Origin of the sequence: Pollutimonas harenae, from assembly GCF_004153685.1 — a bacterium.
Lineage (GTDB): Bacteria > Pseudomonadota > Gammaproteobacteria > Burkholderiales > Burkholderiaceae_B > Pusillimonas_C > Pusillimonas_C harenae.
The window spans coordinates 1,354,764-1,368,067 of sequence record NZ_SDQD01000001.1 but is presented as its reverse complement, the minus strand read 5'-3'; the positions used below and the strand labels follow the sequence as shown (position 1 = coordinate 1,368,067).

Sequence of the window (13,304 nt, the reverse complement as noted above, 5' to 3'; positions counted from 1 at the left end):
CAATGAACTGCTTACGAATATTTGTTCTGCTTATCGTAGCAGTACTGGCCGGCTGCGCCACCCAAAACTCGCAAAACCCTTATGCCTCGGGCAAGAAATACTACACGGCTGAAGAAACCTCACGTACCGTCGACCTGACCCATCCGCCGCGCGACATGTGGGACCGCATACGGCGCGGTTTTGCCATACCCAATCTGAATAGCGACCTGACCGAGCAATGGACGGCGTATTACGCTTCGCACCCTGAATCAGTCCAGACCATGAGCCGCCGGGCAGGCAAGTATCTGTATTACATTGTCGACGAATTGGATCGTCGCGGCCTGCCTACTGAACTGGCCTTGCTGCCCTTTGTGGAAAGCGCCTACAACCCGACGGCCCTTTCGCGCTCTAAGGCATCGGGGCTATGGCAATTCATTCCCAGCACCGGAAAACATTACAAGCTTGAGCAAAGCTGGTGGCGCGATCAGCGGCGCGACCCCGTCGCCTCGACCAACGCCGCGCTAGACTATCTGGCGTATTTGTATGATTTTCAGGGTGATTGGTATCTGGCGCTGGCTTCGTACAACTGGGGCGAAGGTTCGGTGAAACGGGCCATGGAAAAAAACGTCAGGGCCTCCATGCCCGCCGACTACATGTCCCTCAAAATGCCTGATGAAACGCGCAACTATGTGCCTAAACTACAGGCCATCAAAAACATTATCGCCAACCCCGAAAAGTTCGGCATTACTCTGCCTGCAGTCAACAATACGCCATACTTCACTACGGTAAAAAAGACGCAAGACATCGACTTGAAAGTAGCGGCAGAACTGGCTGAAATGCCGTTGGACGAGTTCAAGGCGCTTAACGCATCCTTCAATCGTCCCGTCATATTGGCCGAGCATAATCCCATCTTGCTGCTCCCCACCAACCGTGTTGATATTTTCAATGCCAATCTCGAAGCCTATAAGGGTCAGCTCAGCTCCTGGGATACCTATAAAAGCAAAAAAGGCGAGTCTTACGCAGCCATTGCCAAACGTCACGGCATCAGCCTAGGTACACTGCGCTCCGTCAATGGCCTAAGCAAAAGACAAAGCCGTGCAGTGGCGCAAACCCTGCTTGTGCCGGCCAATCACGCCCGCGGCGGTATTCAGCTGGCCTCGCTCGAAGTGCCGCAAACCCCCTCCAGCACACAGGGCAAGGGCTCTCGCAAAAAAGGCGACGTGCGTGTACTGCGACGTGGTGCCAATGTCCGCACTCATACGGTTCAGGGCGGTGACACACTGTTTTCACTGGCCAAACGCTATAACACCTCGGTCGACGAGCTGCGCAAACTCAATAACCTGAAGGGCAATCTACTGTCCAAGGGTAAGCGTCTGCGCGTTCCCGGCACGGGCATACGCGGCTAAAATACTTATACAAGAAAAGGATCATCATATGGGTTTCCTGAACGGCAAACGCATTCTGGTTACGGGCGTGCTGTCCAACCGCTCGATTGCTTACGGCATTGCACAGGCCTGCAAACAACAAGGTGCCGAACTGGCCTTCACCTATGCAGGCGAGCGTTTCAAAGATCGCGTATCGGAATATGCCAAAGAACTGGGCAGCGACATCGTCATTTCCTGTGATGTGTCCGAAGACGAGCAAATCAACGATGCGTTCAAAGCCTTGCAATCCCGCTGGGATGGCCTGGACGGCCTGGTCCACTCGATTGGTTTTGCACCGCGCGAGGCGATCTCGGGCGATTTCCTCGAGGGCATGAGCCGTGAAGCATTCCGCATCGCCCACGACATTTCAGCATACAGCTTTCCAGCCATGGCCAAGGCAGCCCTGCCACTGCTCAAGGGCCGCAACAGCTCGGTACTGACTCTCACCTACCTGGGTGCCGAAAAAGCCATTCCCAACTACAACACCATGGGGCTGGCCAAGGCCTCGCTTGAAGCCAGCGTGCGTTATATGGCTGCCTCACTGGGCCCGCTGGGCATACGCGCCAACGGGATTTCCGCCGGCCCCATCAAAACACTGGCGGCCAGCGGCATCAAGGATTTCTCGACCATACTCAAGTATGTTGAAACCCATGCCCCCCTGCGCCGCAATATCACCATCGAGGACGTGGGCAATGTGGCCGCTTTCATGATGTCGGACCTGGCTGCCGGCATTACCGGAGAAATCACCCATGTTGACGGCGGATTCTCAACTGTCGTGCCCGGCATGGAATAACGGACAAAGTGCAGACCTTACTGGTGGCGTAAAGCTAGCGAAGCCGACAAGGCGCACGCTTGATCTGGAGTCAAAATCAGGGGAAGGGTTCGCCAGGCGAGCCCTCCTGCCAGGGCGGGTATTTGTGCATGACTTGCTCAAACAAACTGCCCTGCATCCAGGCTTGCAGCCACTGCCATAAGTGCGGCCAGGGTCGCGCCTGAAACCAATCCAGATCAGTATGCGCGAATTGCCGCACAAAAGGCGCTATGGCCATATCGGCCAAGGCTGGCCGGTCGCCAAATAAAAAATCACAATCTTCGAGCCGTTGATTCAATCCGGCTAGCCACGCCACGGCCTGGTCCCGGTATTGTGCCCCACTTGCCTGTTCATAGCGCTGCGGATACTTGTAGCGGTCCAGCGCCTGCTTGAATGGGCCGTCACACTCACCGATAAGGTCCAGCATCTTGTCGAGCGTGCCCTTCTGCGGCACCAGCCACTGGCCGGGATCATTCTGCCGCAAGGCCCACAGCATGATGTCCAGACTTTGATCTATGACCCAGCCATCGGTGTCAAGCAACACCGGCACCGTCGCCTTGGGAGAAGCCGTCAGTAAAGACGGTGGCTTGTTGCGCAAGACCACTTCCCGCAGTTCGCACTGGCGTTCGCTGACCGCAATGGCCAGGCGAGCACGCATGGCATAAGGACAACGCCGAAAAGAATACAGAACCGGTTTCAAATGCGCACGCCGATGTGGCGCTGATGCCGCTTGCGGGCAAGCTCCACTTGCTTCTGACGCTCTCTGAAACGCTGCAGTTGCTCGTCAGTATGTGTGCCATGGCAATGCGGACAACTGACGCCTTCTTCGTAAAGTTCTGAAGCCTTGTCGTGAGCACTTAGTGGCAGCCGGCATGCGCGGCACAGCTCATACTCGCCCGGCTCCAGTCCATGCCTGACGGAAACACGCTCGTCGAACACAAAGCAATCGCCATCCCAGCGGGAATCTTCTGGCGCGACGGTTTCGAGGTATTTCAGGATGCCACCCTGCAAATGGTAGACCTCGTCGAAACCCTGCGAACGCAGATAGGCGGTGGACTTTTCGCAGCGGATGCCGCCCGTGCAAAACATGGCGACCTTGCGGCCTTTACCCAGCACGCCGTCTTCGCCCGACTGTTCTTGCACCCATTGAGGAAATTCTGAAAAGCTGCTGGTATGTGGATTGATTGCACGATTAAAAGTACCTATGGCCACTTCGTAGTCATTGCGCGTATCGATCACCACCACATCGGGGTCGTCAATCAGTGCATTCCAGTCTTCGGGCCTGACGTAGGCACCTGCCATGGTATCGGGCTGAATATTGGGCACCCCCATGGTCACGATTTCGCGCTTGAGTTTGACCTTCAGGCGATAAAAGGGCATTTTTTCAGCCCACGACTCTTTATGCTCGAGCGCGGTCAGGCGGTGATCGCTGCGCAGGTAGTTGAGCACCGCGTCGATGCCTGCACGTGTGCCCGCAATCGTTCCGTTTATGCCTTCTTCGGCAAGCAGCAAAGTCCCCTTTACCTGTTGCGACTCGCAAAAGTCGAATAGCGGCTGCTGCATAGCCTGATAGTCGGAAAGCGTCACAAATTTATAAAGTGCCGCAACAATGAAATTAGCCATAACCTTGAAAAGAAATATTGTGTCGCCCTGAACAGCCGGGGCAAGTGCCACAGCCGTTATTTTAACGTTATCGCACGGTTAGCCGATTCATCCTCGCATTTCCATTACTATATTAGGTCTGTTCTGGACAACAAACAGGATTGCTTATGACACGCACACTGATTTTTGGCGCTGTCCTTGCTGTGGCCACCCTTGCTGGCTGCGCCTCTGGCACGCAAGGCACGGGTTCCGACACCTTCGATCCGGCATCTGCCTCATCCTCCTCCACTAACAATCAGCAATGCAACGCCGACCTGGCTGAATCGGCGGTGGGCCAAAAGGCCACTCCCGAACTGCTGGAAACCTATCGCGACCAATCCGGAGCCAAGCAGGCCAGGATCCTCAGGCCACGAGACGTGATTACCATGGAATACAACCCACAAAGATTGAACCTGCGCGTAGACGAGCAGGACATGGTCATCAGCGTAAACTGCAGCTAGTTCATTTAACAACACACGCTACAGGCAGTATGGATTCACTGACTCAGGCCGTGCTGGGCGCCGGCATTCAAGGCGCCATGCTCGGCCGTTTTCATGGGCGCAAGGCTTTGGTGGCTGGCGCCCTGCTGGGAACGCTCCCCGACCTTGATGTGCTGATCGATTACGGGGACCCCGTATTGAATATGATCAACCATCGAGGCTTCTCGCACTCTTTGTTTGTGCTGACTGGCCTGTCGGTGCTGTTCACCCTGCTTGCACGACGCTGGCGGCCTTGTCCGGACTACGGGGCCAGCCGCCTGTTCCTGGCCATTTGGCTGGTACTGATCACCCATACCTTGCTGGATGCCTTTACCGCCTACGGCACCCAACTGTTATGGCCCTTCAAGCCTACACCCACCAGTTGGTCCAGCCTGTTCATCATCGACCCCTTCTACACCCTTCCCTTGTTGTCAGTCGTGATTGCCGGACTGGTCATGGGCAAGCACCCCGCCCTGACGCGTACCTTGTGCTGGGGCCTGGGGCTGAGCACCTGCTATCTCGTGCTTTCTGTGGCCGCCAAAGCCGTCATCGAGGACCGCGTCCAGCATAGACTGACCGAGCAAGGTGAAACTGTGGTGAGTATGTTCTCGACTCCTCAACCTTTTAATATTCTGCTTTGGCGTATCGTCGCACGCACTGCAGATGACCATTACATCGAAACCATCAGCAGCCTGCTCGACACGTCACCCCCAGAACACATCAAGCTCCCCCTGAACACGGCCTTGGCCGACAATCTGCCCGAATCACCGCAACTAGCCGGCTTACGCTGGTTTACCGGAGACTGGCTACGCTACGACGCCATCGAAGGACAGCTGGTCGCCTCCGATTTGCGCATGGGCTTGGGCACCGGCCACTATTCGTTTCGTTTTCTCATGGCCGAGCGCACCGGACCCAACCATGGCTGGCAGGCAGTCACACCCGTATACTGGCCGCGCGAGCGTGACACGGCCGAGCTGGGTGCAGTAATCCGACGCATCTGGCAACAGCAGCCGCCATTGCCCCTGGAACGTTGGGAGCGAACTATGACCCAGCTGCCCGCAGCTTCGGGCCGCGACACGCCGTAACGCTTGCGACCCGTTTTAGCTTATTGCCCAGCCAGAATCCAACGCGCAGCTTTCTCGGCAATCATCAGTGTGGGGCTGTTGGTATTGCCGCTGGTTATGGTCGGCATGATGCTCGCGTCAACCACCCGCAGACCAGCAACACCATAAACCTTCAGGTGTGCGTCGACAACGGCCTGTGGATCATCTGCCTTACCCATTTTGGCGGTACCTACCGGGTGAAAAATGGTCGTGGCAATATCGCCTGCCAGCTTGGCCAGCTCATCGTCTGACTGATACTGGACACCTGGCTTGTATTCTTCGGGTTTGTACGCCGCCAATGCATCTTGTGCGACGATATTGCGCGTGACACGCAAAGAGTCGGCCGCCACTTTACGATCGGCTTCGGTGCTCAGGTAGTTGGGTGCAATGGCCGGCGCATCATCGGGCTTATTGCTTTTGATTTGTACCGTACCGCGGCTTTCGGGGCGTAGGTTGCATACGCTGGCCGTAAAGGCATTAAAGCGATGCAGAGGCTCACCAAAGGCTTCCAGACTGAGCGGCTGCACATGGTACTGGATATTGGGGTGGATTTGCGTCGGATCGCTGCGGGTAAAAGCCCCCAGCTGCGATGGGGCCATACTCATGGGGCCGCTGCGCTTCATGGCATATTCCAGCCCTATCATGGCTTTGCCCCACAAACTGGAGGCAATCGTATTCAAGGTTTTAACACCCTGAACCTTGAATACCGTACGTATTTGCAGATGATCCTGCAAATTAGCGCCTACCCCGGGCTTGTCGGCCAATACCGTTATGCCGTGTTGTTGCAACAGGCTGGCTGGCCCTAGGCCCGATAGCTGCAACAATTGCGGCGTGCCTATGCTGCCGGCACTCAGCACCACTTCTTTATGTGCCTTGACCAGTACTGTTTGTCCGCCTCGGCGAACCCTGACCCCCTGGCAACGCAGACTATTATCGGCCTGACGTTCTATATGCAGGCCCACGACTTGAGCCTGGGACCAAAGCGTGAAGTTAGGGCGCGAAACGCATGCAGGCCGCAAGAAAGCCTTGGCCGCATTCCAGCGCCAGCCATCTTTTTGATTCACCTCGAAATAACCGACACCTTCGTTGCTTCCCTGGTTGAAGTCGTCAGTTGCGGGGATACCTGCCTGCTGAGCCGCCTTTGCAAAGGCATCGAGGATATCCCAGCGCAGTCGTTGTTTTTCGACCCGCCATTCACCGCCACTACCATGCAAGGCGGAAAACCCACCGGCATCGTCAGCCTGCCCCTGGCCTGGCTTGATGCCATCCAGCCGGTAGTGGTTCTCGTGCGCCTTGAAATCAGCCAGACTGTTTTGCCAATTCCAGGCATCATCACCCACCAGAGAAGCCCAGTGATCATAGCCTTGTGCCTGGCCACGCATGTAAATCATGCCGTTGATACTGGAGCAACCGCCCAGCGTTTTGCCACGTGGATAACGCAGTACGCGGCTATTCAAGCCCGGGTCAGGCTCGGTGTTGTACAGCCAGTCGGTACGCGGATTGCCTATGCAATACAAATAGCCCACCGGAATGTGTATCCAGTGATAGTTGTCTTTACCACCTGCTTCGATCAGCAAAACACGATTTGACGGATCGGCGCTGAGCCGATTGGCAAGCAGGCAACCTGCCGTTCCTGCCCCGACAACCACATAATCGAATTCTGCCTCTGACATTTTCTCTCCTTTTCTTTGCATCTAATGTAGCAACCGGCAGCAAAAAAATCCACAACGTATTCCTGTAGACAAAGCAAGCATTTTCATTCCAGAAGAGCCGGACGGGGACTAAACTATTACCTATGTCCACACCAGCAATCTCCATTCCGGAAGACGAAATGGTCTTTACCGCCATACGCGCACAGGGCGCTGGCGGCCAGAATGTCAACAAGGTATCCAGCGCAATTCACTTGCGCTTCTCCATTCCCGACTCCTCTTTGCCGGGGCCGGTTAAAGAGCGGCTGCTGGCCTTGCGCGATCAACGCATCACCGCCGAAGGCGTGGTGGTGATCAAAGCGCAAAACAGCCGCAGCCAGGAGCAAAACAAGGCTCAGGCCATTATCCGCCTACAGGAGCTGGTCGACAGCGTATCGCTGCCGCCCAAACCACGCAGACCCACCCGGCCCACCCTGGGGTCACAGCGCAGGCGTCTGGAAGGCAAAACAGTGCGCAGCGAGGTAAAGCGCATGCGGGGCAAGGTAGACCCGGGAACGCAATAAGCGCTTGCGGTCTCTAATTGAATAACCCTATTATTTGCCAGGCCCTATTATGTCTTTAGCTCTTGTACAAACCGACGACATCAGCACAAGCGATGCCGATATCGTGAAGCGCATCGCGGCGGGCGATCTGGATACCCTGACAAAACTGATGCGCCGCTACAACCAGCGTCTGTACCGGGTGGCTCGCAGCATCCTGCGCAACGATGCAGATGCCGAAGAGGCCGTGCAGGAAGCCTTTTATTGCGCATATCGGGCCATGGCACAGTTTCGCGGCGAAGCCGCCTTGTCGACCTGGCTGGTGCAAATCGTCGTAAACGAATCCAGAAAGCGGCTACGTAAGATCAACCGGCAATCCACTTGGCTCGAGTTCAACAACGACGCATCGCGTGACGACACTACGGCAGACACTACCATGGATGAATACACCATCAATCAGCCCGAAAACGGCCTGTGGCGTACTCAAACACGCCATATTCTCGAAAACCACATTGACCGTCTGCCCGACGTATTCCGCACTGTATTCGTGCTGCGCGCAGTAGAAGAATTCAGCGTAGAAGAAACGGCGGCATGCCTGGGCATACCTCTCGCTACAGTCCGCACGCGCTACTTTCGCTCACGCGCCCTGCTGCGCAAGACATTACGGCAGGAAATGGGCGAAGAAATCAACGATGTATTTTCTTTCGCCGGCCATCGCTGCGATCGCATAGTCGCGGCGGTGTTGACACGCATACAGGCTCACGGCGAGAACGCAACGTCCACATCCACCTTCTGATACGAAAGCCGGGTTCTTTTCAATGGCTGACCGCCAGGAGCGGAACAACAAGTCACTGCAGTCAGGCGGCGCACAAGCTGGTAAAGTGCAGAACAAACCTGTGTTCACACTTGGAAGGCACTGCCATGACATCAGCCGCTACAACCACGCCTGCAGCCCTGCACAAGCCGTGTATTTTCTGCTCTATAGCAAATAAGAAAATTCCTGCAAGCATTGTGTACGAAGATGACGACTTCGTGGCTTTTCTTGATATTCATCCCATACGGCCAGGGCATGTGCTGCTTGTTTCACGCGAGCATCACGATTATTTCGATGATATGCCACCGGCACTTGCCGCGCGCTTCATTCAATTGGGCCAGCGCCTTTCCAAGGCCATGAAAGGCATACATGGTGTCGAACGCGTCAGTTTCCTGTGCACCGGCACCGATATTGCCCACGTACATGCGCATCTCGTGCCTCTGTTTGCGTCCACCGACATTACCTCGACCGCTTATATCGAACAGAAGGGCCTCAGCTTCGCACCAGCGCCACTTGCTTCCGACGAAGAACTGGCGCGGCAGTCGGCACTACTTCAGCAAGCGCTTGCAGCAGCCCACCAATTGGAATGACGCATAAAGGCTGCAAACATGCACCCGCAGCACGCCATCACGCCAAGCACTCAATCACATTGAACCATCATGTCAGAACGAAAGAAGAAACCTGAAGAACTACGTAGCCACCGCTGGTATGGCGTGAAAGATCTGCGCAGCTTCGGTCACCGCTCGCGCACGGCGCAAATGGGTTTTCATGCGTCGGATTATGCGGGCAAGCCCGTCATTGCCATCCTGAACACCTGGAGCGACATCAACCCCTGCCATACGCACTTCAAGCAAAGGGTCGAAGAGGTCAAGCGTGGCATCTGGCAGGCCGGAGGCTTTCCGGTTGAAATGCCGGCACTGAGTCTGTCGGAACCCTTTCAGAAACCGACCACCATGCTCTATCGCAACCTGCTTGCCATGGAAGCCGAGGAACTGCTGCGTTCTTATCCGGCAGACGGCGTCGTGTTGATGGGTGGCTGCGACAAGACCACTCCAGCGCTCATCATGGGCGCCATCGAGATGAACCTGCCCACCATATTCATGCCAGCCGGCCCCATGCTGCGTGGCGACTACCAGGGTGCCCCGCTGGGCTCTGGCTCGGACAGCTGGAAATATTGGGCCGAACTACGTGCCGGCAATATCACCGAGCAAGACTGGAGCAATGTCGAGAACGGCATTGCTCGCTCACCCGGGCACTGCATGACCATGGGCACAGCCTCGACCATGACCAGCGTGACGGAAGCCATGGGCCTGACGTTGCCCGGTGCCGCCTCCATACCCGCGCCCGATTCGCGCCATGCACAAATGGCCACGCTGACCGGAAAGCGCATCGTGGACATGGTGTGGGAAGACCTGACCATTGATCAGATCCTCACACCCGCCGCGTACGATAACGGTGTCGTGACCGCCCTGGCCCTGTCAGGCTCAACCAATGCCGCCGTACACCTGATCGCCATGGCACGGCGCAGCGGCTATGAGCTTGATTTGCAGCGCTTTGACGAACTTGCCCGCAGCACCCCTGTGCTGGCCAACATCCGGCCAGCCGGCCAGTATCTGATGGAAGACTTCTTTTACGCGGGCGGCTTGCGTGCCCTGCTCAATCACCTGGGCGCGGCACATCTCGATTTGGACACACTGACCGTCACCAGTCAAACCCTGGGCCAGAGTATTGCCGGCGCACGCTGCTGGAACGAAGATGTCATTCGCCCGCTGAACAAGGCTTTGCAGTCGGGCGACAGCCTGGCCGTGTTACGCGGCAACCTCGCCCCCGACGGCGCCATCATCAAGCCACCAGCCGCCGAGCCGCATTTGCTGGTGCATCGTGGTCCCGCCGTCGTATTCGAAGACTATAACGATATGTCTGACCGCATCGACGACCCCGATCTGGACATCGACGCCAATAGCGTAATCGTACTGCGCGAGGCTGGTCCGCAAGGCGCACCAGGCATGCCCGAATGGGGACAGCTGCCCATACCGAAAAAAATCCTGGCCACCGGCGTGCGCGACATGCTGCGCATCAGCGATGCACGCATGAGCGGCACCAGCTATGGCGCCTGCGTGCTGCATATTGCCCCTGAATCTCATGTGGGTGGGCCGCTGGCCTTGGTACGCAGCGGTGACATCATCGAGCTTGATGTGCCGCAACGGCGCCTCAATGTATTGATCAGCGACGAGGAAATGGCTGCCCGACGCGCCGCGTGGACGCCACCCAAGCCAAAATTCAAGCGCGGCTACGGCACCCTATACCTGAAGCATGTGGGCCAGGCTGATACCGGATGCGATTTTGACTTTCTTGCTCGAGGGAAAGAAGAGGACGGGGACGAGCCGGAGATTCATTGATTTCTGGTGGCGTTTTTCCATAGTGCTTTCTGCAACAGTTGGTCCAGAGCGTTGGCAAATGCACGCCTATCCGCCTGGCTGAAAGCGGCTGGCCCACCTGTATCGACGCCAGCACTACGCAGTTCTTCCATCATGTCTCGCATCGACAGGCGTTCACTTATGCTGTCGGCGGTGTAACGCTCGCCGCGCGGGCTGAGTACCAGTGCCCCCTTAGCCAACACCTCGCTTGCCAGCGGAATGTCGGCCGTGATGACCAGATCGCCGGCAGACATGTGTTCAACAATATAGTCGTCCGCCACATCGAATCCTCGCGGCACCTGGACGGCCCGGATCAAGGAAGACGGCGGCGTGCGCAGCATCTGGTTGGCTACCAGGGTGAGTGGCTGCTCCAATCGTTGCGCCGCCCTATACAGAATGTCCTTGATGACAACAGGGCAGGCATCAGCATCAACCCAAATATTCATGAACTTGCGAGCCTCGTAGACTTCTTTGTCTTTCAGCCAAAGAAAAACCCTTGATTCATTAGGAATCAAGGGTTTGGAATAACTGGCGGACAGAGGGGGATTCGAACCCCCGATACGCTATTCACGTATACACGCTTTCCAGGCGTGCGCCTTCAACCGCTCGGCCACCTGTCCTGATTCTGGCTTTATTTGCATAAAGCGAAGTCCGCCATTCTATCAGAAACCAGCTTATTATGTATTATCAGCAGTCCCGCAGGCTAATCATACGTTCAACATATCGTGCGATTGTGTCGATTTCCAGATTGACGGGCACACCCGCCGCCAAATGCTGAAGCGTCGTGACTTGCACGGTATGCGGAATCAGGTTGATATGAATTTCACAGCCATCAGCGCTATCGTCCACGTGATTGACGGTCAGGCTGACGCCATTGACGGTGACCGAACCTTTGTAGGCCATATACTTGGCCAGCGCTTGCGGCACCTTGATACGCAAGTCCCAGGATTCGCCCACTGGTTCGAAACGGCTGACCTGCCCCAGCCCATCGACGTGGCCCGACACCAAATGGCCGTCCAGCGAATCGCCCAGGCGTAAGGCATGTTCAAGGTTGACTTCACCCACCGCATCCAGGCCTGCAGTGCGATTAAGACTTTCCCGCGAGACGTCGACACTGAAGCTGTCTGGCTCCAGGGCCACGACCGTCATGCAGGCGCCCTGTATGGAAATGGAATCGCCTAGTTTGGTGCTGTCACGCAGAAAATCCCGCACCTGTATCTTCAAATGAACGCCTGCGTCTTTCTGGCCCTCATTGAACGGTGTGACCTCGATGATTTTGCCAACGGCGGCAACAATGCCTGTGAACATGCTTTACCTTTTAATTCTGTTGCTGCAGCGCCTGCAGCAAAGTCTTCCAATGATCTATATGTCGCGCGCTTAGGCGCACATCAGGCGCAACACACGCCGTGTGTATGAATTCGAACCGCTGGGCCTGCGTCAGCTGCTGCAAGGGCTCCATGTGAACCATTCCTATGCCCTCGCCCAACAGCATGGGCGCCATATAGACCAACAACTCATCAACGCACTGCGCTTGCAGCAGGGCACCGCTAAGCCGGGCGCCGGCCTCGACGTGCACTTCATTGATGTCGTGCTCGCCCAGCCAGCGCATCATGGCATGCAGGTCAACCCGGCCATTTACCGCAGGCAAGGTCACAACCTGCACGTTCCGATCAGCCAGTCTTTGAGCTTTTTCCGGATTTGAAACGCAGGTAAATACCCAGACCGGTGTCCCGTCAAAGATGCGAGCCTGCTCGCTGACCTGAAGCTGCGTATCGACAATAGCCTTGATGGGTGGCCGCGCAGTTTCAACGTGCCGTACATTCATCAACGGATCATCGGCCGCGACAGTACCAATACCCGTCAGCACTACACAGCTGCGCGCGCGCCAGTGATGGCCGTCAGCGCGCGCAGCCGGTCCGGTAATCCACTGCGATTGGCCATTGGCCAACGCAATACGGCCGTCCAGGGAAGCGGCCAGCTTCAACCAGAGCCAGGGCGTCTTGCGGGTCATGCGGGCCACAAAACCCGGATTCATCGCCAGTGCTGCTTCAGTACAAATATCGGTGGTGACGGCAATGCCCGCTGCCCGCAGCTTGGCAACGCCTTGACCACTGACCAGCGGGTTGGGGTCGCCCATGGCAATCACCACGCGCGCCGGCCTGGCAGCGATCAATGCATCAACACAGGGTGGTGTGCGGCCATAGTGACTGCACGGTTCAAGCGTTACGTAAACGGTCGTACCCGCAACATCTATGCCGCGCTCGGCCGCTTGGCGCAAAGCCATGACTTCGGCATGCGGCCCACCGGCCTGCCGGGTGGCACCTTCGGCCAGCAATTGGCCATCGCGCACAATCAGACAAGCCACACGCGGATTGGGTGCGGTAATGTACAAGACAGTTTCAGCCAGCCGCAGGGCCTGGCGCATCCAGTCTTCATCCGTCATGTGCA

14 protein-coding genes and 1 tRNA gene are annotated in these 13,304 nt (G+C 56.7%); 8 read left to right on the top strand and 7 right to left on the bottom strand.

All coding sequences use genetic code 11. The features are described 5' to 3' along the window. Nucleotides 1-2 precede the first annotated feature (2 nt). A complete protein-coding gene (locus ERD84_RS06460) occupies nucleotides 3-1,385 on the top strand; it encodes a transglycosylase SLT domain-containing protein (RefSeq protein WP_130038769.1) in 1,383 nt (460 codons plus the stop codon). Between the two features lie 28 nt (nucleotides 1,386-1,413). After that, nucleotides 1,414-2,196, top strand: a complete 783-nt coding sequence (gene fabI, locus ERD84_RS06455) for an enoyl-ACP reductase FabI (RefSeq protein WP_130038768.1) — start codon at nucleotides 1,414-1,416, stop codon at nucleotides 2,194-2,196. A gap of 76 nt (nucleotides 2,197-2,272) precedes the next feature. Here fabI and ERD84_RS06450 read toward each other — a convergent pair whose 3' ends face one another. Both ERD84_RS06450 and trhO read right to left on the bottom strand, forming a co-directional pair. Next, nucleotides 2,273-2,872 carry a glutathione S-transferase gene (locus ERD84_RS06450; protein WP_130038767.1) on the bottom strand — a complete coding sequence of 200 codons (600 nt, stop codon included), beginning with the start codon at nucleotides 2,870-2,872 and terminating at the stop codon, nucleotides 2,273-2,275. Between the two features lie 38 nt (nucleotides 2,873-2,910). After that, on the bottom strand, nucleotides 2,911-3,837 hold the full coding sequence (gene trhO, locus ERD84_RS06445) for an oxygen-dependent tRNA uridine(34) hydroxylase TrhO (protein ID WP_130038766.1): 927 nt from the start codon (nucleotides 3,835-3,837) through the stop codon (nucleotides 2,911-2,913). Nucleotides 3,838-3,983: 146 nt separating this feature from the next. Between trhO and ERD84_RS06440 the strand changes: the two genes are divergently transcribed. Both ERD84_RS06440 and ERD84_RS06435 read left to right on the top strand, forming a co-directional pair. Next, a complete protein-coding gene (locus ERD84_RS06440) occupies nucleotides 3,984-4,316 on the top strand; it encodes an I78 family peptidase inhibitor (RefSeq protein ID WP_130038765.1) in 333 nt (110 codons plus the stop codon). Nucleotides 4,317-4,345: 29 nt separating this feature from the next. Beyond that, complete coding sequence (locus ERD84_RS06435; RefSeq protein ID WP_130038764.1) at nucleotides 4,346-5,419, top strand: metal-dependent hydrolase; 1,074 nt, start codon at nucleotides 4,346-4,348, stop codon at nucleotides 5,417-5,419. Nucleotides 5,420-5,439: 20 nt separating this feature from the next. Here ERD84_RS06435 and ERD84_RS06430 read toward each other — a convergent pair whose 3' ends face one another. Then, nucleotides 5,440-7,110: a GMC family oxidoreductase gene (locus ERD84_RS06430; RefSeq protein WP_130038763.1), complete on the bottom strand. Its 1,671-nt coding sequence runs from the start codon at nucleotides 7,108-7,110 to the stop codon at nucleotides 5,440-5,442. A 122-nt stretch (nucleotides 7,111-7,232) separates the two neighbouring features. Between ERD84_RS06430 and arfB the strand changes: the two genes are divergently transcribed. The 4 genes from arfB to araD all read left to right on the top strand — a co-directional run bounded on the left by arfB (nucleotide 7,233) and on the right by araD (nucleotide 10,838). Continuing rightward, complete coding sequence (gene arfB / locus ERD84_RS06425; protein ID WP_130038762.1) at nucleotides 7,233-7,649, top strand: alternative ribosome rescue aminoacyl-tRNA hydrolase ArfB; 417 nt, start codon at nucleotides 7,233-7,235, stop codon at nucleotides 7,647-7,649. Between the two features lie 49 nt (nucleotides 7,650-7,698). Next, nucleotides 7,699-8,421 (top strand): RNA polymerase sigma factor, encoded by a 723-nt coding sequence (locus ERD84_RS06420; protein ID WP_130038761.1) that lies wholly within the window; start codon nucleotides 7,699-7,701, stop codon nucleotides 8,419-8,421. Nucleotides 8,422-8,546: 125 nt separating this feature from the next. Next, on the top strand, nucleotides 8,547-9,029 hold the full coding sequence (locus ERD84_RS06415) for an HIT family protein (protein WP_130038760.1): 483 nt from the start codon (nucleotides 8,547-8,549) through the stop codon (nucleotides 9,027-9,029). A gap of 69 nt (nucleotides 9,030-9,098) precedes the next feature. Then, nucleotides 9,099-10,838, top strand: a complete 1,740-nt coding sequence (gene araD, locus ERD84_RS06410; protein WP_130038759.1) for an L-arabinonate dehydratase — start codon at nucleotides 9,099-9,101, stop codon at nucleotides 10,836-10,838. On the opposite strand, the gene ERD84_RS06405 is transcribed toward araD, so the two are convergent. The 4 genes from ERD84_RS06405 to ribD form a co-directional block, all read right to left on the bottom strand. Beyond that, nucleotides 10,832-11,302 (bottom strand): YaiI/YqxD family protein, encoded by a 471-nt coding sequence (locus ERD84_RS06405; protein ID WP_130038758.1) that lies wholly within the window; start codon nucleotides 11,300-11,302, stop codon nucleotides 10,832-10,834. The two genes, araD and ERD84_RS06405, sit on opposite strands and share 7 nt — an antisense overlap. Nucleotides 11,303-11,385: 83 nt before the next feature. Continuing rightward, nucleotides 11,386-11,476, bottom strand: a tRNA-Ser gene (locus ERD84_RS06400). Between the two features lie 67 nt (nucleotides 11,477-11,543). Next, a complete protein-coding gene (locus tag ERD84_RS06395; RefSeq protein WP_130038757.1) occupies nucleotides 11,544-12,164 on the bottom strand; it encodes a riboflavin synthase in 621 nt (206 codons plus the stop codon). A gap of 10 nt (nucleotides 12,165-12,174) precedes the next feature. Next, nucleotides 12,175-13,299, bottom strand: a complete 1,125-nt coding sequence (ribD, locus tag ERD84_RS06390) for a bifunctional diaminohydroxyphosphoribosylaminopyrimidine deaminase/5-amino-6-(5-phosphoribosylamino)uracil reductase RibD (protein ID WP_130038756.1) — start codon at nucleotides 13,297-13,299, stop codon at nucleotides 12,175-12,177. Between the last annotated feature and the right edge of the window lie 5 nt (nucleotides 13,300-13,304).

What these genes read in the sequence shown, in the direction of transcription:
- ERD84_RS06460 (WP_130038769.1), top strand. Translation starts at nt 3, where the DNA reads ATGAACTGCTTACGAATATTTGTTCTGCTTATCGTAGCAGTACTGGCC.
- fabI (WP_130038768.1), top strand. Translation starts at nt 1,414, where the DNA reads ATGGGTTTCCTGAACGGCAAACGCATTCTGGTTACGGGCGTGCTGTCC.
- ERD84_RS06450 (WP_130038767.1), bottom strand. Translation starts at nt 2,872, where the DNA reads ATGCGTGCTCGCCTGGCCATTGCGGTCAGCGAACGCCAGTGCGAACTG.
- trhO (WP_130038766.1), bottom strand. Translation starts at nt 3,837, where the DNA reads ATGGCTAATTTCATTGTTGCGGCACTTTATAAATTTGTGACGCTTTCC.
- ERD84_RS06440 (WP_130038765.1), top strand. Translation starts at nt 3,984, where the DNA reads ATGACACGCACACTGATTTTTGGCGCTGTCCTTGCTGTGGCCACCCTT.
- ERD84_RS06435 (WP_130038764.1), top strand. Translation starts at nt 4,346, where the DNA reads ATGGATTCACTGACTCAGGCCGTGCTGGGCGCCGGCATTCAAGGCGCC.
- ERD84_RS06430 (WP_130038763.1), bottom strand. Translation starts at nt 7,110, where the DNA reads ATGTCAGAGGCAGAATTCGATTATGTGGTTGTCGGGGCAGGAACGGCA.
- arfB (WP_130038762.1), top strand. Translation starts at nt 7,233, where the DNA reads ATGTCCACACCAGCAATCTCCATTCCGGAAGACGAAATGGTCTTTACC.
- ERD84_RS06420 (WP_130038761.1), top strand. Translation starts at nt 7,699, where the DNA reads ATGTCTTTAGCTCTTGTACAAACCGACGACATCAGCACAAGCGATGCC.
- ERD84_RS06415 (WP_130038760.1), top strand. Translation starts at nt 8,547, where the DNA reads ATGACATCAGCCGCTACAACCACGCCTGCAGCCCTGCACAAGCCGTGT.
- araD (WP_130038759.1), top strand. Translation starts at nt 9,099, where the DNA reads ATGTCAGAACGAAAGAAGAAACCTGAAGAACTACGTAGCCACCGCTGG.
- ERD84_RS06405 (WP_130038758.1), bottom strand. Translation starts at nt 11,302, where the DNA reads ATGAATATTTGGGTTGATGCTGATGCCTGCCCTGTTGTCATCAAGGAC.
- ERD84_RS06395 (WP_130038757.1), bottom strand. Translation starts at nt 12,164, where the DNA reads ATGTTCACAGGCATTGTTGCCGCCGTTGGCAAAATCATCGAGGTCACA.
- ribD (WP_130038756.1), bottom strand. Translation starts at nt 13,299, where the DNA reads ATGACGGATGAAGACTGGATGCGCCAGGCCCTGCGGCTGGCTGAAACT.